Source organism: Methyloversatilis sp. RAC08, assembly GCF_001713355.1.
In the GTDB taxonomy this organism is placed as follows: Bacteria; Pseudomonadota; Gammaproteobacteria; order Burkholderiales; family Rhodocyclaceae; genus Methyloversatilis.
Map to the genome: position 1 here is coordinate 102,531 of NZ_CP016448.1, position 20,332 is coordinate 122,862.

At 62.8% G+C, this 20,332-nt stretch carries 25 protein-coding genes and 1 tRNA gene; 16 read left to right on the plus strand and 10 right to left on the minus strand.

Features of this window, described 5'->3' with window-relative positions; all coding sequences use genetic code 11:
- Positions 1-59 precede the first annotated feature (59 nt).
- The 11 genes from BSY238_RS00485 (at position 60) to BSY238_RS18230 (ending at position 6,231) form a co-directional block, all read left to right on the plus strand.
- Positions 60-1,358 (plus strand): tyrosine-type recombinase/integrase, encoded by a 1,299-nt coding sequence (locus BSY238_RS00485; protein ID WP_223300216.1) that lies wholly within the window; start codon positions 60-62, stop codon positions 1,356-1,358.
- Between the two features lie 79 nt (positions 1,359-1,437).
- Entirely contained in the window at positions 1,438-1,944 is a 507-nt protein-coding gene (locus BSY238_RS00490) for a hypothetical protein (RefSeq protein WP_069037415.1), read from the plus strand.
- Positions 1,945-1,964: 20 nt separating this feature from the next.
- Positions 1,965-2,261 (plus strand): hypothetical protein, encoded by a 297-nt coding sequence (locus BSY238_RS00495; protein WP_069037416.1) that lies wholly within the window; start codon positions 1,965-1,967, stop codon positions 2,259-2,261.
- A 171-nt stretch (positions 2,262-2,432) separates the two neighbouring features.
- Positions 2,433-2,663 carry a hypothetical protein gene (locus tag BSY238_RS00500; protein WP_069040352.1) on the plus strand — a complete coding sequence of 77 codons (231 nt, stop codon included), beginning with the start codon at positions 2,433-2,435 and terminating at the stop codon, positions 2,661-2,663.
- Positions 2,664-2,986: 323 nt separating this feature from the next.
- On the plus strand, positions 2,987-3,487 hold the full coding sequence (locus BSY238_RS18220; RefSeq protein WP_150123847.1) for a hypothetical protein: 501 nt from the start codon (positions 2,987-2,989) through the stop codon (positions 3,485-3,487).
- Positions 3,488-3,614: 127 nt separating this feature from the next.
- On the plus strand, positions 3,615-3,764 hold the full coding sequence (locus BSY238_RS19020) for a helix-turn-helix transcriptional regulator (RefSeq protein WP_442922964.1): 150 nt from the start codon (positions 3,615-3,617) through the stop codon (positions 3,762-3,764).
- Positions 3,764-4,147 (plus strand): helix-turn-helix domain-containing protein, encoded by a 384-nt coding sequence (locus tag BSY238_RS18225; protein WP_150123848.1) that lies wholly within the window; start codon positions 3,764-3,766, stop codon positions 4,145-4,147. Before BSY238_RS19020 ends, BSY238_RS18225 begins: the two co-directional genes overlap by 1 nt.
- Positions 4,148-4,693 carry a hypothetical protein gene (locus BSY238_RS00510; protein WP_069037418.1) on the plus strand — a complete coding sequence of 182 codons (546 nt, stop codon included), beginning with the start codon at positions 4,148-4,150 and terminating at the stop codon, positions 4,691-4,693. It abuts the gene before it with no gap.
- Between the two features lie 118 nt (positions 4,694-4,811).
- Positions 4,812-5,279 carry a hypothetical protein gene (locus tag BSY238_RS00515; protein WP_069037419.1) on the plus strand — a complete coding sequence of 156 codons (468 nt, stop codon included), beginning with the start codon at positions 4,812-4,814 and terminating at the stop codon, positions 5,277-5,279.
- Entirely contained in the window at positions 5,276-5,704 is a 429-nt protein-coding gene (locus BSY238_RS00520) for a DUF5681 domain-containing protein (protein ID WP_069037420.1), read from the plus strand. Before BSY238_RS00515 ends, BSY238_RS00520 begins: the two co-directional genes overlap by 4 nt.
- A gap of 173 nt (positions 5,705-5,877) precedes the next feature.
- The gene (locus BSY238_RS18230; RefSeq protein WP_150123849.1) at positions 5,878-6,231 is read left to right on the plus strand and encodes a hypothetical protein; all 354 of its coding nucleotides are present in this window, start codon (positions 5,878-5,880) and stop codon (positions 6,229-6,231) included.
- 65 nt (positions 6,232-6,296) lie between these two features.
- Here the strand turns inward: BSY238_RS18230 and BSY238_RS00530 are convergent, their stop codons facing one another.
- The 5 genes from BSY238_RS00530 to acs form a co-directional block, all read right to left on the minus strand.
- Positions 6,297-6,830 (minus strand): GNAT family N-acetyltransferase, encoded by a 534-nt coding sequence (locus tag BSY238_RS00530; RefSeq protein ID WP_150123850.1) that lies wholly within the window; start codon positions 6,828-6,830, stop codon positions 6,297-6,299.
- 464 nt (positions 6,831-7,294) lie between these two features.
- Positions 7,295-7,384, minus strand: a tRNA-Ser gene (locus BSY238_RS00535).
- Positions 7,385-7,426: 42 nt separating this feature from the next.
- Complete coding sequence (locus BSY238_RS00540) at positions 7,427-9,496, minus strand: sodium:solute symporter family protein (protein WP_069037423.1); 2,070 nt, start codon at positions 9,494-9,496, stop codon at positions 7,427-7,429.
- Between the two features lie 2 nt (positions 9,497-9,498).
- Entirely contained in the window at positions 9,499-9,813 is a 315-nt protein-coding gene (locus BSY238_RS00545; RefSeq protein ID WP_335625442.1) for a DUF4212 domain-containing protein, read from the minus strand.
- A 141-nt stretch (positions 9,814-9,954) separates the two neighbouring features.
- Positions 9,955-11,925, minus strand: coding sequence for an acetate--CoA ligase (acs, locus tag BSY238_RS00550; RefSeq protein ID WP_069037425.1), 1,971 nt, complete (start codon positions 11,923-11,925; stop codon positions 9,955-9,957).
- 217 nt (positions 11,926-12,142) lie between these two features.
- Between acs and BSY238_RS00555 the strand changes: the two genes are divergently transcribed.
- From BSY238_RS00555 to BSY238_RS00575, 5 genes are all read left to right on the plus strand, one after another.
- Complete coding sequence (locus tag BSY238_RS00555) at positions 12,143-12,667, plus strand: TIGR00645 family protein (protein WP_069037426.1); 525 nt, start codon at positions 12,143-12,145, stop codon at positions 12,665-12,667.
- A gap of 48 nt (positions 12,668-12,715) precedes the next feature.
- The gene (locus BSY238_RS00560) at positions 12,716-14,251 is read left to right on the plus strand and encodes a fumarate hydratase (RefSeq protein WP_069037427.1); all 1,536 of its coding nucleotides are present in this window, start codon (positions 12,716-12,718) and stop codon (positions 14,249-14,251) included.
- Between the two features lie 187 nt (positions 14,252-14,438).
- Positions 14,439-15,632 (plus strand): cation:proton antiporter, encoded by a 1,194-nt coding sequence (locus tag BSY238_RS00565; RefSeq protein ID WP_069037428.1) that lies wholly within the window; start codon positions 14,439-14,441, stop codon positions 15,630-15,632.
- Positions 15,632-16,750 carry a YbdK family carboxylate-amine ligase gene (locus BSY238_RS00570; RefSeq protein ID WP_069037429.1) on the plus strand — a complete coding sequence of 373 codons (1,119 nt, stop codon included), beginning with the start codon at positions 15,632-15,634 and terminating at the stop codon, positions 16,748-16,750. The genes BSY238_RS00565 and BSY238_RS00570 overlap by 1 nt, the downstream gene beginning before the upstream one ends.
- Positions 16,747-17,235 carry a DUF456 domain-containing protein gene (locus BSY238_RS00575; protein ID WP_069037430.1) on the plus strand — a complete coding sequence of 163 codons (489 nt, stop codon included), beginning with the start codon at positions 16,747-16,749 and terminating at the stop codon, positions 17,233-17,235. Before BSY238_RS00570 ends, BSY238_RS00575 begins: the two co-directional genes overlap by 4 nt.
- Before the next feature lie 19 nt (positions 17,236-17,254).
- Here the strand turns inward: BSY238_RS00575 and BSY238_RS00580 are convergent, their stop codons facing one another.
- The 5 genes from BSY238_RS00580 to galE all read right to left on the minus strand — a co-directional run bounded on the left by BSY238_RS00580 (position 17,255) and on the right by galE (position 20,316).
- Complete coding sequence (locus BSY238_RS00580) at positions 17,255-17,998, minus strand: general secretion pathway protein (RefSeq protein ID WP_223300217.1); 744 nt, start codon at positions 17,996-17,998, stop codon at positions 17,255-17,257.
- Positions 17,999-18,002: 4 nt separating this feature from the next.
- A complete protein-coding gene (locus tag BSY238_RS00585) occupies positions 18,003-18,389 on the minus strand; it encodes a type II secretion system protein (RefSeq protein ID WP_069037431.1) in 387 nt (128 codons plus the stop codon).
- Positions 18,389-18,874, minus strand: a complete 486-nt coding sequence (locus BSY238_RS00590) for a type II secretion system protein (RefSeq protein ID WP_069037432.1) — start codon at positions 18,872-18,874, stop codon at positions 18,389-18,391. Before BSY238_RS00590 ends, BSY238_RS00585 begins: the two co-directional genes overlap by 1 nt.
- A 58-nt stretch (positions 18,875-18,932) precedes the next feature.
- Positions 18,933-19,175 carry a hypothetical protein gene (locus tag BSY238_RS00595; protein WP_069037433.1) on the minus strand — a complete coding sequence of 81 codons (243 nt, stop codon included), beginning with the start codon at positions 19,173-19,175 and terminating at the stop codon, positions 18,933-18,935.
- Between the two features lie 124 nt (positions 19,176-19,299).
- Positions 19,300-20,316 carry a UDP-glucose 4-epimerase GalE gene (gene galE, locus BSY238_RS00600; protein WP_069037434.1) on the minus strand — a complete coding sequence of 339 codons (1,017 nt, stop codon included), beginning with the start codon at positions 20,314-20,316 and terminating at the stop codon, positions 19,300-19,302.
- Between the last annotated feature and the right edge of the window lie 16 nt (positions 20,317-20,332).

Below are 20,332 nucleotides of genomic sequence, written 5' to 3' on the forward strand. Positions count from 1 at the left end.
CGTCTCACTTCTAGGATAAATCGCCTAGGGTCATCATTTTCCTTGAATCATGGCGTCGCATGTCATATCCTGCAATTGCGCCCTGTTTGTTGGGTACTTTGTTGGATATGAGGATCGACGTGCCGAAACTTGCCCCCGAACTGTCGGACCTCTCCGTAAGGAGGCTCACCGCACCCGGCTTTCATGCGGTGGGGGGCGTGTCTGGCCTGCATCTGCAGGTTCTGCCCTCCGGTGCGCGGACGTGGATTCTTCGCGTAATGGTTGGCGGCAAGCGGCGGGACATGGGCCTTGGAGGCTATCCGGACGTAACGCTCGCCAAGGCGCGAGAAAACGCGCGCGACGCCAAGGACAAGATTCGCAAAGGGATTGACCCCATAGCCGAGCGTCTCGCTCTGAAAAGCGCTCTCTGCTCTGCACGGGGCGCCCAAATCACTTTTGACGAAGCTGCTGCCAAGTACATCGAGGCGATGAGCCATGAATGGAAGAACGCCAAACATCAGGGACAGTGGGCCGCGACCCTCAGGGAGTACGCATCGCCATTTATCGGAAGTCTGCTTGTAAGCGATATCAAACTCGCCCACGTCGAACAGGTACTTTCGCCCATCTGGACGACCAAGACCGAGACGGCTACTCGTGTGCGTGGCCGGATCGAAGCGGTATTGAATTGGGCGACTGTGCGAGGCTACCGGCACGGGGAAAACCCGGCCCGCTGGAAGGGGCATCTAGACAAGCTGCTCCCGCGTCCCTCCAAAGTCGCCAAGGTTGAACACTTCGCGGCGCTGCCGTGGCAGGAAGTGGGCGCGTTCATGGAAAAGCTGCGCGAACGCACCGGCACAAGCGCCCGCGCCGTGGAGTTGGCAATCCTTACCGCTGCGCGAAGCAATGAGGTACGGGGCGCCACATGGGCCGAAATCGACCTGGACGCGGCGCTGTGGATCATTCCCGGTGACCGGATGAAGGCGAGCAAGGAGCACCGCATACCGCTGCCCGCCGACGCTGTAGCCCTGCTCCGTGCCCTGCCCCGCATCGAGGGTCGGGAAGTTGTCTTTGCCTCTCCCCGAGGCGGGAAGCTGTCGGACATGAGCCTAACCGCCGTGCTGCGCCGCATGGCGGTTCCGGCGACGGTGCATGGCTTTCGGAGCACCTTCCGTGACTGGGCCGCAGAGGCTACCAACTACCCGCGCGACGTGGCAGAAATGGCACTCGCGCATAGCATCGGCGACAAGGTTGAGGCGGCGTATCGACGGGGCGACCTGTTCGAAAAGCGCCGCAGGATGATGGACGACTGGGCGAAGTTCTGCCGTCAAACGTCTGTCGGCGCGGACGTCACACCGATCCGAAGCAATACCGCCGCCTGACGGATTCAGGTAAGCGGGGCCGCGTAGTGTTCCCGCACTGCGCGGCCCCTGACCAATCAGTGAAAAGGAGCTTCACATCATGGTTGTAACGAACGATATCAGCACGGGCGCGAACAAAATCGGCCAACTCATGGACGGCTTAACCAAGGGCGAAATCATCGCCATTGCCGCGACGGTGAAATACGCCGATGGATCGGTTCGATACGTGCCAATCGGGGCCGCGCCTGACCCTCTTCAAGGCTTGACTCTCCAAGGCGTTACCAGCAGCTACAAAAGCGGTCTTTCCGAGGTTGAGACAAAGCAGGTTGCGGTGGTGCTTGGCGAAATCGCAGCACTGGCGAGTAGAGCGGACCGGCTTTGCTACTACTCGACCAAGCCGTGCAGATTAGGCATGTCCGAAGAAGATGTGCACGAACTCGCGCAGCTTGAAATCCTCGTTGATCAGTTGCGCGATATTTGCTCACGGATTGGGCTACTGGCTGACTTCGGGACGAAGAAAGCCGGGGAATCACAAATGAACGGCGGGATCGAGGGCTGGCTGCTGCCGCCTATCTATCCTTCAGATACCAACTCCCTGAATGCCTGACCGACACGGAGAACGCACCCATGAACATGCAATCCGGAAACACCATCCAGACGGGCGCAAATGGCCTTGTGCTGGCTGACGGAGCGGCAACTCTCAGCAAAGAACGCACAGATGTAGCGCTTCAAGCCGTCTATCAGATTGACGCACTTAGCCGGCACTTGGTGATTGCGGCCGACATGAACACCGGATCGGCAGAGTTTCCGCACGTCTTGAGGAACCTTGGCGCAAGAATCAGCGGTCTTTCAAATGCGCTGTGCGGCGCTTTGGACGACGACCACGCAACGATGGAGAGTCTGACGAAACAAATCTGCGTGTAACCGAGCATCGCGCCGCGCCAGAGGCAAACGCACGCTGCTGGCGCGGCGTCCGACAACAGCGGTCTTGCGCGGGCAGATAACTGATTCTAACGGGCCGGGGTGCTCCACCGATTGGGCCACATTGATTGATCTAACTTTCGCAGGAAAGCGCCTATGCAAAGGGAGGCGACCATGAATGAGGGCGATGATAAATGCCTAGCAATCGCATTCCGAGCCGTGCGCCTGTACGCGGAAACCCATCCGCGCCCGTCGTCTGTCACGCAGAAGCAGGCCGGCGAAATGCTTCGGCTGTCTCACGTCACGGTGTCACGGATGGTCGCGTCTGGCCGAATCAAGCTCAACGGGATCGGGCAGATACCGATTATCGAGATTGACCGCTTGCTTGCAGTCGGCGTGAAGTGAATGGCTGCAGCGCCTCATGGAGACAAACAAAATGGGTTGGTTTTTTGTTGCTCTTATCGGATTCGTGCTTTGGTGGCCTAAATACGATTTGGAAATTGCCTTGACTGAAGGCCCGTCGGATTACGAGATTGTAGAACGTGACTTCTACACGCTTGAGGGCTGTCGGAAGGCGCGGGCTAACTGGAGGGCATACGATTGGTCTTGTCTGGAAAAGACCACTTGGGGCACATGGTTCAACTCGTACTCCCCTTACAACTCCCGAAAACGGTAGGAAATCCAAGAAAACAATCAATGACTTACGTTTGTAAAGTCACCATTCACTCATGAATCGAACTTCCTACCGTCTCAATGAAGGTCCGGAGGACGTGCTCGAAAAGCTCCAGCGTCTAGCCGAGTTCCTGCGCGATCAATCTGCCTTCGATGGTGATTTGCAGGATTGGGCAGCAAAAGCCATTACCGGCTACATCGATGGATCAGCAAGCGCAAAGACACTTGATCATGCATTCGGCCTTAAATCGTCTAAGCGCGGTCGCAAGGCAGGACTCCTCGAAGAGGGGCAGCACGAAGCGTGGGTTGTCGAAGCATTCTTTGATGTCTTAGCTGCAACCCCAATTGGCAAAAACTGGCCCAACACAAAAGTGCTCGCCAAAATCGCCCGCGACTACCCTCTTCGTAAAACCATCCAAAGTGCGGACGATGAAACAGACGGAGCTTTGGCATCTGAACTGAAGAAAATCCTCGAGCGATACAGGCCTCTAGTAATTGCCAGACTGGCAAAAAGAATCAGCCCGGACGATGGAAAGGCGCGATTTCCAACGGAATAGCGCCTTTGGCGCCTGAAATCCGCCTGAGCATCATCACCTCGTCGCCGTGAAGTAGCGGCTTTCAACGAGGTGAAACGAGATGCAGGCGCAATTCCTAAGAGTCAAACAGGTTGCTGATACCTTCGGGATGTCAGTTGCTACCGTCTGGCGTAAGGCCAAAACTGATCCGCAGTTTCCGAAGCCCGTGAAGGTTTCCGAAGGGATCACGGGATGGCCTTCGGATGAAGTCCATGCATACATGGACACGCTGATTGCCTCGCAACGGGAGGCAACGTAATGGCTATCGAATCCGCAGCAAACGACAAAAACGACGGAGCCCGCTGGGGGGCGGGCTCTGACGCCACTGCGAATGCATCGGCAACAGCATTCTGCTATCCACCGCGCGAAACCGTCAAGGGCGGGGTTCTGGCGGACCTTCTAGGCGGCCGCACGCTCACGCACTTGGACTGCTGGCGCGACCACGGATCGAGCCGTCTCGCCCATCACATTCATGTGCTGAAGTCCGACGGCTGGCCTATTCAAATGGTCGAGAAGAGCGTGAGCACGCGCCACGGTCGCATTGCTCAAATCGGCTACTACTCGATGAAGCTCGAAGACATTGCGGCAGCCGGTGAGCGCGGCCAGCGTTTCGCAGCGCCTCTTCGCGGGGCCTCGCTGTGAATGGGCCGCGCCACACAGAGGGAGGCCGTTACGTGCGATGGTCCGTACAACCCTCTTCCGCTGAATTTCCTGCGGTCGCGGGCCTGTGCGGAGTTGTCGCCGCATGCCATCAAGCTGCTGATCGACATCATGTCGCAGATGGGGCCGAACGGCTTCCGGAATGGCGATATTACGTTGGCACCCAAGGTAATGGCTGCGCGCGGATGGACCAGTCGCGCAAGCCTCGGGGCGGCATGTGCAGAGTTGCAGCGCGCGGGCTTGATCACGCAGACCCGGCAAGGCGGACGGCTGGACTGCAGCCTGTGGGCGCTCACGTTGTACGCGCTGAACTGCGACCGCAAGAAGCTGGACGTGGGCGCCGGGCAGTACCTGCGCGCCGACTGGATGGCGCTACATCCGGGGGCTGCCGACATACCCACAGCAGCGAAGCCGGCGACCTGGAAGCGGGCTCGGAAAACAGTTTTGCATGCCCCGCCACGGAACAGGAAAGCGGAAAAACGTTCCGCCACGGAACAAAGCCCCGGCGCGGAAACGGCCGAAAACTAGGCTTTGTTCCGCCACGGAACGAAATCCATGGTTTTCCGGGTGTTCATCGTTCCGCCACGGGTCACCTTTCAGAAGATGCCATTCCCATGGCTTTGGGGAAGTCCGGGGAGGTGAAGCAATGAGCCTCGACCTTGACGACTTCGACTTCCGTGATTGGGGGCTGCGCATGGGCAGGCTAGAAGGCCCGAACGGCGATATGGACCTCGTGTTGTGGCAGGGCGACTGTCCGAACTGCGGCGACGATGCCTATGTGCGGCTTAACCAGTGCCACTTCGCGGCGCTCGCCAATGAATTGGGCTTTGTGACAGCACCAGAGGCCGCGCACGGCGTTGAACGCTTGCAGGACCGCATGACCCTGCTGGTCGCGCTGGTGCGTTCCCAGTGCCCGCCCGGCAACCCGCTTCGCGCTGCTGTGGATGCGCTGGTAACGGATTCCACAACCCCGGCATCAGATGCCGCCCACCCCGGCACGTCGTGCCCCCCTGCACCAGATGCCGAGGTGGCTTCGCCCGACCTCTTTGCGCAGCAACTACGGATTGATGGCGATGGCGCGATAACTGCAAATTCAGAAGGGAATCAGCTATGACGCAACGAAGACGGGCGCCGCCCAAAGCATGGAAGCCCGGCGAGTCCGGCAACCTCGCTGGCAAACCGAAAGGCACCCGCAACAAGGCCACAAGGATGGTGCTCGCGCTGATGGAAGGCGGGGCCGAGACCATCACCAAGAAAGTCGTTGAACTGGCGGAGGCGGGAGACTTGGCCGCAGCACGTCTAGTTATCGAACGACTTGCCCCGCCCGTGCGCGAGCGGCCAATCTCGCTAGACCTACCCGACACGGCGACAGCGGAAGGCGTCAGCAAAGCGCAGCAGATCGTATTGGAGGCGGTAGGAAGCGGCGACCTGTTTCCCGGGGAGGGGCAGACGCTAGCGGGCATCTTGGAGACGCGCAGGAAGGCTCTGGAGACGGAAGAACTAGAGCGGCGCATTACCGCATTGGAGGCGCAGCGATGAACAAAAGACAGCGACTTGATGTGCTTGAAACAAAGGCGCAGCCCGTTGAGTACGCGACGACAGGCCGGCCGGTGCTTAACCGCGAACAGTGGCTAGAACTGCATCGCGGATCAAAGGAAATAACGTTGGATGCCGCGCGTCGGTACGTAGCCGAACAAGGAAAGGAATAAGGCATGAACCAACTTACACGCAGGATTGAAACACTCGAAGAACGGACCGGCGCAGACGGCTTGACCGTGTTCCTTATCCGCTTCGCTGGTACCAACGAAGGTGACCAAATGGTACGGGTTAGCGGCCCAGTCGGCGAGCCGATAGACCGCGAGGAAGGCGAGACAGAGGATGCGTTTGAAGCAAGGGCCGAACGGGTGTTCAAGGACCGCACCAAGGGCGCGCCGCATCGGGTGCTGACGCTGTACGCGAACCTTGGACCGTTTGACGGCATGGCGCGGACTGACCAAGCAAAGCCGCCCGCATTTCAACTGAATGCACCTTGGCTGCAGCCGTCAATCGTTACCCGAAACACGTAGCAGAACCATCGGGCAACATCCCACCCCATAACCTTATCTGCGATCAAGCAATTCGCGCACGCACGCTAGCGCTTCAAAATGTCACAGATCATTTTGACAGTTTCTGGGCGAATGTTTCTTCGTCTGCTGTGACCGGCCTGCTTTTCCGCCCATAGGCTTCGCTCGAAGCCGTTGCGCGCATAGAAGCGGGTAACCCGTTCGTCATTTATAGCGTCAACCGTCACAAGGCGAGCGGCGGATACCGCTACGCCACCAAGCACGGCACCGAAAACAATTCTCAGAATCGCCGCCCCAGTACCTGCACCCTGAAGGTCTTCCCTAACCGCCAGCCGACAAATTCGGACTGCGGGAAACGAAGGCAAACGTATCTCTGCCTTGTAGCCAAGATCAAAAACCTCGGAGTCGTTGAGCGGAATGGCGTCGTTTGCCAGCGTGAAATAACCGACAGGCCCCTCCACATCTTTGTGGAAAACAACGCTAGTGAATGCGAAGCGGTTCTCGTGGTATTCACGAGCGAAATCTTGGAGGAAGCCGTCGAGACTTTTGCTACCGCAAGAAAAACCCACCAATTCGCCGTGAGCGACTACGTCGACCGGCATGAAGCCAAATTGGAGTTCGTCTAGGCCCAACGTGCCGAGCCGTTATGCGGATCGATACTTTTCAAGGAACTGTGCCGTCCGGGCACGCTGCACAGTGTCAACCAGCCTCTTCACACGCTGCTCGCTCTCAGGGGTCGAAGTAACCGCCTTTACCGACTCGATAAGCCGCTCGCGTGACTTCGCTACTGCTGTAGCCGGCACAGGAGCACGCTTGCGGAGACTAGAACGCATGGGCTTCATAAAACACTTGATGTGATTGATGTGAAACTACTACTTGCCTGTCACTGAGAGCGTCTGTGACCGACAAGGTATAGCGTAACTGTCCACTACTACGGCATGCAAGCGTTGAAGGGTAAATATTCGACGTCCCTCCAGCGGCACCGATACAACCGCTTTATTTTCGTGGGCCAAGATGTTGGGTACAACAAAAAAGCGCCCCGAAAGGCGCTTGATCGCTTGATCCATGGCGGAGAGGGCGGGATTCGAACCCGCGTTAGGTTTTCACCTAAACACGCTTTCCAGGCGTGCGACTTAAACCACTCATCCACCTCTCCGCGAAGCGCGCGACTATAGCAGAAAGCGCCCGGGCGCGGCCGTCAGGCGCCCGGATTGCGCGCAGGCGGCGGTTCGATGCGGTCGTGCGGCAGGCGCGGGTAGCGCAGGTGTTCGATCAGCTCCTGCGTGGCAGTATCCGGTGGCGGGGTCAGCAGGCTGACGATGACCAGCACGACGAAGCCGAACGGGATGCCGAAGAAGCCGCAGGAAATCGGCTCGATGCCCAGCCAGGCATTGGCGATGCTGCCGCCGAAGAACGGATGGGTCAGCGATGCGTAGTAGAGGCACATGGCGAGACCGGCCACCATGCCGCTGACCGCGCCGGCCTTGTTGGCGCGCTTCCAGAACACGCCGCACACCAGCGCCGGGAAGAAGGCGGACGACGCGATCGAAAACGCCAGGCCGACCATGAACAGGATGTTGTCGGGCTTCAGCGATGCTGTGTAGGCGGCGACCAGTGCGACCACCAGCAGCAGCGCCTTGGAAATGACCAGACGGCGCTGGGTCGACGCATTCGGGTCGATCACCTTGTAGTACACGTCGTGCGACATGGCGTTGGCGATGGTCAGCAGCAGGCCGTCGGCGGTGGACAGCGCGGCCGCCAGACCGCCGGCGGCGACCAGACCGGAGATCACGTAGGGCAGACCGGCGATTTCCGGCGTGGCGAGCACGATCACGTCGGTGTTCAGCGTCAGTTCGGCCAGCTGCAGGATGCCATCGCCGTTGATGTCCTCGATCTTCACCAGCCCGACCTTGCCCCACGAGGCAACCCAGCCTGGCAGCGTCGAAATCGTGGAGCCCACCAGGTTGGTGTAGATCTCGAACTTGGCGAATACCGCGTAGGCCGGCGCGGTGACGTATAGCAGGAAGATGAAGAACAGCGACCAGAACACCGATTCGCGCGCTTCCTTGACGCTGGGCGTCGTGTAGTAGCGCATCAGGATGTGCGGCAGCGAGGCGGTGCCTATCATCAGGCAGATCACCAGCGCGATGAAATTGAGGCGCTTGCGGCTCGATTCGGCGTCGTCGCGACCCGCATGGGCGGCGGTATGCGGCAGCGGCGGCGCAGACTTCGCGGCAGCGGCAGCGCGCGCTTCGGTCCAGCGCTTGCGCGCTTCTGCCTCGTCCCTGGGCATGTATTTCAGCGCCTTTTCGGCCGATGAAATGTCCTTTGCCGAGGCGTTTTCCTGCTTCAATTCATCGAGCCGGACGGTCAGCGCGGCACGTTCGGCTTCGAGCGAAGCCGGCAATCCCTTGATCTTTTCGTCGAAGGCTTCGGCACGCGCCTTGTACATGGCGTTCACCTCGACCTCGCGCGGCGACGAGAACAGCGTCTGCTCGGTCGTCGTGAGCTTCTGCAGCACGCCGCCGTACACCGCCTGCGGCACCGGCACGCCGGTCACCTTGGTGGACAGGATGACCACCGGCAGCAGATAGGCCACGATGAGAATGATGTACTGGGCGACCTGGGTCCACGTCACGGCACGCATGCCGCCGAGGAAGGAACACACCAGGATGCCGGCCAGCCCGACGAATACGCCGACCTCGAATTCCAGCCCGACGAAGCGGCTGGTGATCAGGCCGACGCCGTAGATCTGCGCCACCACATAGGTGAACGACGCAAGGATGGTAGCGAACACACCGATCATGCGCGCTGCGTTGCCGCCGTAGCGCGCGCCGAGGAAATCCGGAATGGTGAATTCGCCGAACTTGCGCAGATAGGGCGCGAGCAGCAGTGCCACCAGGCAGTAGCCGCCGGTCCAGCCCATGACGAAGGCCAGACCCTGATAGCCGCCGAAGTACAGCGTGCCGGCCAGCCCGATGAAGGACGCGGCAGACATCCAGTCCGCCCCGGTTGCCATGCCGTTGAACATGGCCGGCACGCGCCGGCCGGCGACGTAGTACTCGGACACGTCGGCGGTGCGGCTCATGACGCCGATGCCGGCATACAGCGCGATGGTGGCGAACATGAACACGTAGCCGATCCAGCGCGACGACATGCCCATGCCTTCGGCCAGCGACAGCAGCACGACGAACATCGCGAAGCCGCCGGCGTACCAGGCGTACATCTTCTTGAGCTGCCGGTAAAACGCCGACTGCCGCTGCGGCATGGTCAGACGTCCTCGCTCACGCCGTACTCGCGGTCAAAGCGGTTCATCACCCGCGCGTAGTAGCCGATGATCAGTACATAGATGATGAGCGAACCCTGGGCGCCCATGTAGAAGGCAAGCGGCCAGCCGAAAAAGGACCATTCGTTGAGCTCGCGGGCGAAGAATACCGGCACGAAGGTGACCGTGAACCAGATGACGAGCAGCACCAGCGTGACGCGAAGGTTCCTGCGCCAGTACTCGCGATGGCGTTCGGACAACTGCATCAGCGTGTGCTCGGCAGCATGTTCGGTGAAATCAGGCCGCGGTAGTCGGGACAACTGGCTTCAGGATGGCACTGCAGACGCAGTCGCTCAACGCCTGCCCATGTTGTTCTTGGGGTGATGCACGCCCGGCCACTCGTCGCTCGCCGGGCGTCCGGCCACCGGGAGCCGGCGCGCATGCGCCGGCTCCCGGTTCGATCAGAGGGCTTGCGCCAGCTGTTCGAGGATGGCCGGATTTTCCAGCGTCGAGGTGTCCTGCGTGATCTGCTCGCCCTTGGCGATCGAGCGCAGCAGGCGGCGCATGATCTTGCCCGAGCGGGTTTTCGGCAGGTTGTCACCGAAACGCAGGTCCTTCGGCTTGGCGATCGGGCCGATCTCCTTGCCCACCCAGTTGCGCAGTTCGGTCGCGATCTGCTTGGCTTCGTCGCCGGTCGGACGCGAACGCTTCAGCACGACGAAGGCGCAGATGGCTTCGCCGGTCAGATCGTCCGGACGCCCCACCACCGCAGCTTCGGCGACCAGCGGATGCGACACCAGCGCGGATTCGATTTCCATCGTGCCCATGCGGTGACCCGACACGTTCAGCACGTCGTCGATGCGGCCGGTGATCGTGAAGTAGCCGGTCTTTGCGTCGCGGATCGCGCCGTCGCCCGCCAGGTAGTAACGCCCCTGGAAGTCGGCCGGGTAGTAGCTCTTCACGAAGCGGTCCGGGTCGCCGTAGATCGTTCGGATCATCGACGGCCAGGGCTTCTTCACCACCAGGATGCCGCCCTGCCCCCACGGTACGTCGTTGCCGGTCTCGTCGACGACGGCGGCCTGGATGCCCGGGAAGGGCAGCGTGCACGAACCCGGCACCATCGGCGTGGCGCCCGGCATCGGCGTGATCATGTGGCCGCCGGTTTCGGTCTGCCAGAAGGTGTCGACGATCGGGCAACGGCTGCCGCCGACATTTTCGTAGTACCACTCCCAGGCCGCCGGATTGATCGGCTCGCCGACCGAACCCAGGATGCGCAGGCTGGTCAGGTCGAAGCTCTTCGGATGCACGGCCGCGTTCGCGTCGGCCGACTTGATCAGCGAGCGGATGGCGGTCGGCGCGGTGTAGAACACGCTCACCTTGTGGTCCTGGATCATCTTCCAGAAGCGGCCGGCGTCCGGATAGGTCGGCACGCCTTCGAACACGATTTCGGTCGCGCCGCAGGCCAGCGGGCCGTAGGTGATGTAGGTATGGCCGGTGACCCAGCCGATGTCGGCGGTACACCAGAAGACATCCGAAGGCTTGATGTCGAAGGTCCACTTCATCGTCAGGATGGCGTGCAGCAGATAGCCGCCCGACGAATGCTGCACACCCTTGGGCTTGCCGGTCGAACCGGAGGTGTAGAGCAGGAACAGCGGGTGTTCGGCATCAACCCACTCCGGGGCGCAGGTCGCTGCCTGGCCTTCGGTGATTTCGTGCAGCCACTCGTCACGGCCGGCCACCATGTTGCAGGCGCCACCGGTGCGCTTGTATACGATGACGGTCGAGCAGGCTTCGCAGCCGCCCATGCCGAACGCCTCGTCGACGATGGGCTTGAGCGGGATGTTCTTGCCGCCGCGGCACTGTTCGTCGGCGGTGATCAGCATGACCGCGCCGGCGTCGCTGATGCGGTCGCGCAGCGACTGTGCCGAAAAGCCGCCGAACACCACCGAATGGGTGGCGCCGATGCGGGCGCAAGCCTGCATGGCCACGATGCCTTCGATCGACATCGGCATGTAGATGACGACGCGGTCACCCTTCTTCACGCCCTTGGTGCGCAGCGCATTGGCCAGCCTGCACACGCGTTCCAGCAGGTCGCTGTAGGTGACGCGGGTGACGGCGCCGCCGTCGGCTTCGAAAATGATGGCTGTCTTGTCGCCCAGACCGGCTTCGACGTTGCGGTCGAGACAGTTGTAGGACACATTCAGCTTGCCGTCCTCGAACCACTTGAAGAACGGGCGGTTGTCCTCGTTCAGCGTGCGGGTAAAAGGCGTCTGCCAGCTCACGTGTTCGCGCGCCAGGCGCGCCCAGTAGCCTTCGTAGTCGCGCTCGGCTTCGGCACACAGCGCGCGGTAGGCGTCCATGCCGGACACGGCAGCGCCTTCGACCAGCGCCTGCGGGGGTTGATACACGTGAACTTCGGATACTTCGGACATACGACCTCCTCCATCGAATCAAAAACTGCACGCTTGCGGGCTCACGCAGCAATGCAAGTACGGCCTTGTGGGCCGACGTCAGGCGCATGGATGCGCTCGAATTCCGTTTATTACAGCCCGGAGGGCTTACAAAGCCCTTACTGCAGGGCGACCCGCCGGGACCGTCAAGTGCGGATGGTAATATCGCGCTCGATCTTTTGCCTGACTTGCCTCAAATATGCTGAATCTCGGACGCGTTCTAAAGAGCATGATCTTCGCCAGCCGCTGGTTGCAGGCGCCGCTCTACTTCGGTCTCATCGTGGCACAGGCCGTGTACGTCTACCTGTTCATGATCGAGCTGTCGCACCTGATCCACAAGATCGGCAATCTGTCGGAAACCGACATCATGCTGATCGTGCTGGGCCTGATAGACGTGGTGATGATCGCCAACCTGCTGATCATGGTCATCGTCGGCGGCTACGAAACCTTCGTTTCGCGGCTCAATCTCGAAGACCACCCGGACCAGCCGGAATGGCTGTCGCACGTGAACGCCGGCGTGCTCAAGGTGAAGCTGGCCACCGCCCTGATCGGCATTTCGGCCATCCACCTGCTGAAAACCTTCATCAACGCCGACCAGCTGACCGACCGCGTCGTGCTGTGGCAGGTGGTGATCCACATGGTGTTCGTCGTGTCGGCACTCGCCATGGCCTACACCGACAAGCTGATGACGCAAACGCTGCTGCTGAACAAGCAGCATCACTGAGCGTCTTGACTGGCCGCCATCCGCGGCCGCTTCAAGAGGACCTTTTCCATGAGCCAGCCCATCCGTCAGGACGACTTCATCCAGTCGATCGCCGACGCCTTCCAGTTCATTTCCTGTTATCACCCGCTCGACTACATCCAGGCGCTGGGTGCAGCGTACGAGCGGGAACAGTCGCCGGCGGCGAAGGACGCGATCGCGCAGATCCTGACCAATTCGCGCATGTGTGCCGAAGGCCGCCGCCCGATCTGCCAGGACACGGGGATCGCCGTGGTCTTCCTGAAGGTGGGCATGAATGTGCGCTGGGACGCGACGATGAATGTGACCGACATGGTCAACGAGGGCGTGCGCCGCGCCTACCTGCACCCGGACAACACGCTGCGCGCCTCGGTGCTGCTCGACCCGGCAGGCAGCCGGAAGAACTCGAAGGACAACACGCCTGCGGTCATCCACTACGAAATCGTGCCGGGTGACCACGTCGAGGTGATCTGCGCCGCCAAGGGCGGCGGCTCGGAAAACAAGTCCAAGATGGTCATGCTGAACCCGTCAGATTCCATCGTGGACTGGGTGCTCAAGACGGTGCCGACCATGGGCGCCGGCTGGTGCCCGCCGGGCATGCTGGGCATCGGCATCGGCGGCACGCCGGAAAAGGCCATGCTGCTGGCCAAGGAATCGCTGATGGAGCCGATCAACATCCAGTTCCTGGCGGAAAAGGCTGCGCGCGGCGAAAAGCTCACGCGCGTCGAAGAACTGCGGCTGGAATTGATGGAGAAGGTGAACGCGCTGGGCATCGGCGCCCAGGGGCTGGGCGGTCTGGCCACCGTGCTCGACGTGAAGATTCTCGACTACCCGACGCATGCCGCGTCATTGCCGGTGGCCATGATTCCGAACTGCGCGGCCACCCGCCACGTGCATTTCCATCTCGATGGCTCCGGTCCGGCCGTGCTCGAAGCGCCGCGCCTGGAAGACTGGCCGGACGTGACCTGGCAGCCGGACACCAAGAATTCGAAGCGGGTCGACCTGAACACGCTGACGCCGGCGGAAGTTGCGTCGTGGAAGCCGGGCCAGACCCTGCTGCTGAACGGCAAGATGCTGACCGGCCGCGATGCCGCGCACAAGCGCATCGCCGACATGCTGGCGAAGGGCGAAAAGCTGCCGGTCGATTTCGCCAACCGCGTCATCTACTACGTCGGCCCGGTCGATCCGGTGCGCGACGAAGTGGTCGGCCCGGCCGGCCCGACGACGGCGACGCGCATGGACAAGTTCACCGAAATGATGCTGGCGCAGACCGGCCTCATCGCAATGGTGGGCAAGGCCGAACGCGGCCCGGTCGCGATCGAGGCGATCAGGAAGCACAAGAGCGCCTACCTGATGGCGGTCGGCGGTGCCGCCTACCTGGTGTCGAAGGCGATCAAGGGCGCGCGCGTGCTCGGTTTTGCGGACATGGGCATGGAAGCGATCTACGAGTTCGACGTGGTCGACATGCCGGTGACCGTGGCGGTCGATGCAGGCGGCACCTCGGTACACGAAACCGGGCCCAAGGAATGGCAGGCGCGGATCGGCAAGATTCCGGTCGCCACCGTGTGATACGGTTGCGCGTCCCGCAACGGATGTAACAGAAGAGCCTGTAACCGCGGACCGGCGCTTGCCGGTACCGCTCATACCAGAGGCCGCGTGCAGAGCGGCCCGACTCCCCCGAACACTCCGCCGCCGCACCTTGAAAGGTGCGGCTCCTTGCATGTGCGCGCATCACGCGCAATCAGGAGGGCGCGCCATGGTTTTCGAAGCCGGACGCATTTTCGAGCTGGTCGGCTGGCCGGCGGTACTGCTGATCGCCTGGCTGGCGGGCGAGCTGGCGCATCGCGGCCTGGGCGTGCCGCGGGTATGCGCCTATTCGCTGGCCGGCATCGTCAGCGGCGCGCTCAACACCGTTCAGGCCGACGCGCAAACCACTGCAGCGCTGTCTTTCCTCGCCAATTTTGCGCTCGGCCTGTTCCTGTTCGAGCTGGGTCACCGCATCAATCTGCGCTGGCTGGTCAACAACCCGTGGCTGCTGGTCAGCGGTATCGCGGAATCGCTGCTGACCTTTTTCGTGGTCCGGGGCATCGCACTCGCCATGGGTCAGCCGGACGATATCGCCATGGTGCTGGGCGCGCTGTCGGTCGCGACGTCGCCCGCTGCGCTGGTGCGGGTGGTGAATGACCTGCGCTGTTCCGGTCAGGTGACCGAACGCGCGCTGCACCTGTGCGCGATCAACTGCCTGCTTTCGGTGCTGCTGATGAAGGGCGCCATCGGTTACTGGCAACTGCTGGCGTCGGGCAGTCTGGTCAATGCGCTGTGGAACAGTGCGGCCATCCTTGCGGTATCGGTAGGCTGCGGCATCCTGATCGGCATTCCGCTGCCCTGGCTGCTGCGCCGGCTGCGCGCCGACGAACGCGGCGTGACGACGGTGTTCGCGCTGGCCGTCATGCTGGTGACCTTGCTGACCCAGGGCGTCAACGTGTCGCCGCTGCTCGCCGCACTGACGCTGGGCGTGCTGATCCGCCGCCGCAAGCTGCTGCTGACGCCGGCGCAGCGCAATTTCGGCGTGCTGGGCGATCTGCTGACGGTGTTCCTTTTCGTGTTCGTCGCAGGCATGGCAACCTGGCCCACCACCGCAGCCGCGCTGGCGCTGGCGGTGCTGATGGCCGCCGGACGGGTGGCCGCAAAGGTGGCGGCGACCGCTGCGTTCGCCCACGTCAGCGGTACCAGCACGCGCAAGGGTGCGCTGACCGGCTTCGCGCTGGCGCCGCTGTCGACCTTTGCGCTGCTGCTGCTCGAATACAGTCGCAGCGCCGGTTTCGGTCTTGCCGAGGGCGCACTGTCGGCGATCGCCGGCATGGTGATCGTGATGGAGTTCGTCGGCCCGCTGTTTGCCCAGTGGGCGCTGATGCTGGCCGGCGAAACGCAGCATGAGGAGCGCGCCTGATGCCACTCGAAACCTTCCACGCCTCGTCGGCGCTCAGCATGGGCGTCGAACTGGAGCTGCAGCTGGTCGGCGAACACGACCGCGACCTCGCCTCGGCGGCCACGGACCTGCTCGAACTGGCGCAGCGCACCCGCTTTCCGGGCGACATCAAGCCGGAAATGACCGACTGCATGATAGAGGTGGCAACCGACATCCAGGATCATCACACCGGCTTGCTGACGCAGCTCGAAGCGATGCGCGACGTGCTGCTTGCCGCGTCGGCACGGCTGAATGTGTCGCTGTGCGGCGGTGGCACCCACCCTTTCCAGCACTGGACCGAGCGGCGCATCTTCTCGACACCGCGCTTCCAGCACCTGTCTGGGCTGTACGGCTATCTGGCGAAACAGTTCACCGTGTTCGGCCAGCATGTACATATCGGCATGCCCGACGCCGACAGCGCACTGCGCGTGCTGCACGCATTGAATCGCTACGTACCGCATTTCATCGCGCTGTCAGCGTCATCTCCGTTTTCGCAGGGCAGCGACACGCTGTTCGATTCGGCTCGACTCAATTCGGTATTCGCCTTCCCGCTCAGCGGCCGCGCGCCCTTCGTGCTCGATTGGGGGCGCTTCGAACGCGACTACTTCTCGAAGATGGAAGACACCGGCATCGTGCGCAGCATGAAGGACTTCTACTGGGACATCCGGCCCAAGCCGGAATACGGCACGATCGAACTGCGCGTGTGCGACACGCCGCTGACCGTGGAGCGCGCCGCCGCGATTGCGGTCTATCTGCAGGCGCTGTGCTGCAGCATCCTGGCCGGCGACGAACCTGATCCACTGGAGGACGACTACCTCGTGTACACCTACAACCGCTTCCAGGCCTGCCGCTTCGGGCTGGATGGCCTGATCGTGCATCCGCGCAGCCACGCGGCGCTGCCGCTGCGGGAAGACATCGCGCTGACGCTGGAACGTCTCGCACCGGAAGCCGACGCCCTGGGCAGCCGGGCCGCGCTGGAATCCCTGCACCGCATGGTCAGGGGCGGCGGCAACGATGCCAGCCGCCTGCGCGCAGTCCATGCCCGATCGCGCAATCTGCTGGCCGTGGTCGACGACGCCGTCGCGGCCTTCGCGCAATGAGCGCAGCCGACCTGCTGTTGTGGCTGATTGCCGGCCTGCTGATGCTGGTCGGACTGGCCGGCGTCGTGTTGCCTGCCCTGCCCGGCATTCCCCTGGTGTTCGGCGGCCTGCTGATGGTGGCCTGGCTGGACGATTTCCAGCGCATCGGCGGCGTGACGCTCGCCGTGCTCGGCGCCCTCGCCGTGCTGGCGTGGCTGATCGACTTCGCGGCCAGCGTGATCGGTGCCCAGCGGGTCGGCGCCAGCCCGCTGGCGCTGGTCGGCGCAGCGATCGGCACCGTGGTCGGGCTGTTCGGCGGATTGATCGGCCTGCTGTTCGCGCCGCTGGCGGGCGCGGCGATCGGCGAATTCATCGCCCGCCGCGATGCGCTTCAGGCGGCGCGCGTCGGGCTGGCCACCTGGCTGGGCATGTTGCTGGCCGCAGTCGCCAAGGTCGCCATCGCGTTCATGATGCTGGGCATCGCGCTGGCCGCCTGGCTGTTCTGATGCACCGAACCGGCTTCGCTCACTGCGGCCCGTCGCCGGCCGGTGCTGCGCCGCCGCTGGTATAGATTTCCTGCAGCGAACGGCCCGGCGGGTTCAGCGGACTGGCGGGGTCGGTCGGCGACCCCGCGTCGGATGAACCGCCTGCGGGACCACCAGCTCCGGTTCCGCCGGCTGCGGCATTCGCCGCCGTGCCACCGCTGGGCATCGGTACGAACAACCAGTCGGCATGGCGGCGCTCACCGGGCTTGCCGCGCGCCACCGGCGTGGCGTTGAGCGCCGTGGGCGGCACGGCAGCACCCGGTACCGGTGCAGCATTCTTCAGCGAGCTGGCGACCTTGTCGCCGGTGGCATCGACCCAGGCCGGCAGCACGGTGATGCGGGCAGGCTTTTCCGACTTGCTGTAGACAGCGCGGATCTGCCCGCCGCTGATGACCAGACCCCAGTCCTGGCTGCGCGTCATCGGATCGAAATAGAGCTTGCGCAGATGACGCAACGGCGTCGGCTGGCGCTTGTCTTCCAGCAGATCCTGCAGGGTGGCGGGATAGCGCTTGGGTTCGGCGGGCGACGCGTCGAAGTAGCGCTGCAACGCACGCGAAAATTCGCCGCCGATGAACAGCAGTTCGCGCTCGCGTTCGGTCTGCGCCAGCGTGCTCCACATCAGCGCGCTGCCGGCGCTGGCGATACCGAGGGCGGCGACGGCGAACAGCAGCAGCAGATAGGAAAACCCCCGCTGCGACGTCGACCGGCGCACGCGCCCGCTCATCGGCTCACAGCTCGGAAAAGGCCGTGCCGTCGCGCGACATGCCTTCGGCCCCGCTCTTCAGATCGGCCACACCACTGTCGGTCGCCGTGTCACGCGGCGGCACGACGATCCAGGTGTCGGCGCTGTCGGTCACCGGGTCGAACGGCAGCTTGCGCAGGTACTGGCGCTCGACCAGTTCCTGCAGGCTTTGCGGATACGCGCCGCGATCACCGCGGAATTTGTCGATCGCGTCGCGCGTGACCGCCAGCGTCTGCTTCAGCGTCGCTTCGCGCGAGCGGTCGAGATGTTCGAAGTAGCGCGGCGCGGCCAGCGTCAGCAGCACCGCAATGATGGCCATGACGACCAGCAGTTCGATCAGCGTGAAACCGCGTGCAAACAGGGACTTGCGCATTACCAGTTCCGGTAGGCGATGCCGTTCAGGCCGGTGCGGCCGGACAGCGAATGGACATCGAACACGTCGGCACCCGGCGTCGGCTCATCCGGCGGGCTGGCATAGCTGCGCAGCCCCCAGGTCTGTTCCGCCGGCGTGCTCTTGTCGGTGTGAAAGGGGTCTCGCGGGATGCGGCGCAGGAAGTAGATCTTGACGTCGTTCGGCTGCTTGACGTCCTTCACGCCATTGACCAGCACGTCGAGGCTGGGCGGGTAGCCGCTGGCACCGACCTTCTTTTCGATGCGGCCTTCGTCCCAGGCCTTGCGGTAGTCGTCGAGCGCCGTACGGATCTGCCGCAGCGCGGTCCGAAGTTCGGATTCATCGGCACGCACGCGTGCCAGTTCCACCATCGGCATGGCCATGGTGGCGAGCACGCCGATGATGGCGATCACCACCATCAGCTCGATCAATGTAAAGCCGCGGGAAAGACGTGGACTGCGAAGCATGAGCCGAGGTTAACACAGCCCCATCACGATGCCGTGACAGGCCCCGCGAAGGCAGGGCTCAGCTCAGGTGGCTGCGCCAGGGCTGGACGCCCTCGTGTTCGAGCATCCAGACGTAGCGCTGGGAACGCCACTCGCGTAGCGCATTGAGGGCGATGTCGAAGTCGCCATACGAAAGCCGGTACAGCTGCTGCAGGTCGAAAGGTGCGTCGTGTTCGAGTGCATCGAGCAACTGGCGGAAGATTTCCGCGCTGGATTCGTTGGCGGTGGCGTGGGCTTTTTCGAACACGGCTTGCAGGTGCATGAACGCTCTCCCGAGTCGATTGGGTGAATGTGGCAAAACGGTTACAGCGCGATCTAACACTAATTTTCTGTCGCCATCTATCGCGCCGCGATCCCGATTTCGACCCGGTTTCGGCAAAGCCTTGTCAGGCGTAGCCCTGCGGGTTGTTACGCTGCCACTTCCAGGCATCGGCGCACATCTGCGCCAGATCCCGCGCTGCAACCCAGCCCAGAAGCCGGTTTGCAAGGCCGGGTTCGGCGTAGCACTGGGCGATGTCACCCGGCCTGCGCTCGACGATGTCGTACGGCACCGGCCGACCGCTGGCAGCTTCGAAGGCCCGCACCACGTCGAGCACGCTGTAGCCGCGTCCGGTACCCAAGTTCACCGTCAGCAGGCCGGCCTGCTTCTGAAGATAGTCGATGGCCCGCACATGGCCTTGCGCCAGATCAAGCACGTGGATGTAGTCGCGCACACCGGTGCCGTCGGGCGTCGGCCAGTCGCCGCCGAACACGCGCAACCGCGCCAGCTTGCCGACGGCCACCTGGCTCACGTACGGCATCAGGTTGTTGGGCAGGCCGTTCGGGTCTTCGCCGATCAGGCCGGATTCATGTGCGCCGACCGGATTGAAGTAGCGCAGCAGCGCGATGCGCCACGCCGGATCAGCCACGCCGAGATCGCGCAGCACGTGTTCGACCATCCACTTGGAACATCCGTAGGGGTTGGTCGGGCCGGTCGGAAAATCCTCACGGATCGGCACCGACGCCGGATCTCCGTAGACGGTGGCCGAGGACGAAAAGGCCAGCGTCTTCACACCCGCTTCGGCCATCACCTCGCACAGCGCCACGGTGCCGCTGACATTGTTGTCGTAGTACTCGAGCGGTTTGACCACCGACTCGCCGACCGCCTTCAGCCCGGCGAAATGGATGACCGCGTCGATGGCATGTGCGGAAAACACCGCGCGCAGCGCGGCACGATCGCGTACATCGGCCTGCACGAACGCCTCGACCGGGCGACCGGCGATCTGTCCGACGCGCCGCAGTGACTCGTACTTGCTGTTGCACAGGTTGTCGACCACGACCACATCGTGGCCGGCCGACATGAGTTCGATGCAGGTGTGCGAGCCGATGTAGCCCGCACCCCCGGTGACCAGCACGCGCGACATGAATGCTCCCGGAAAG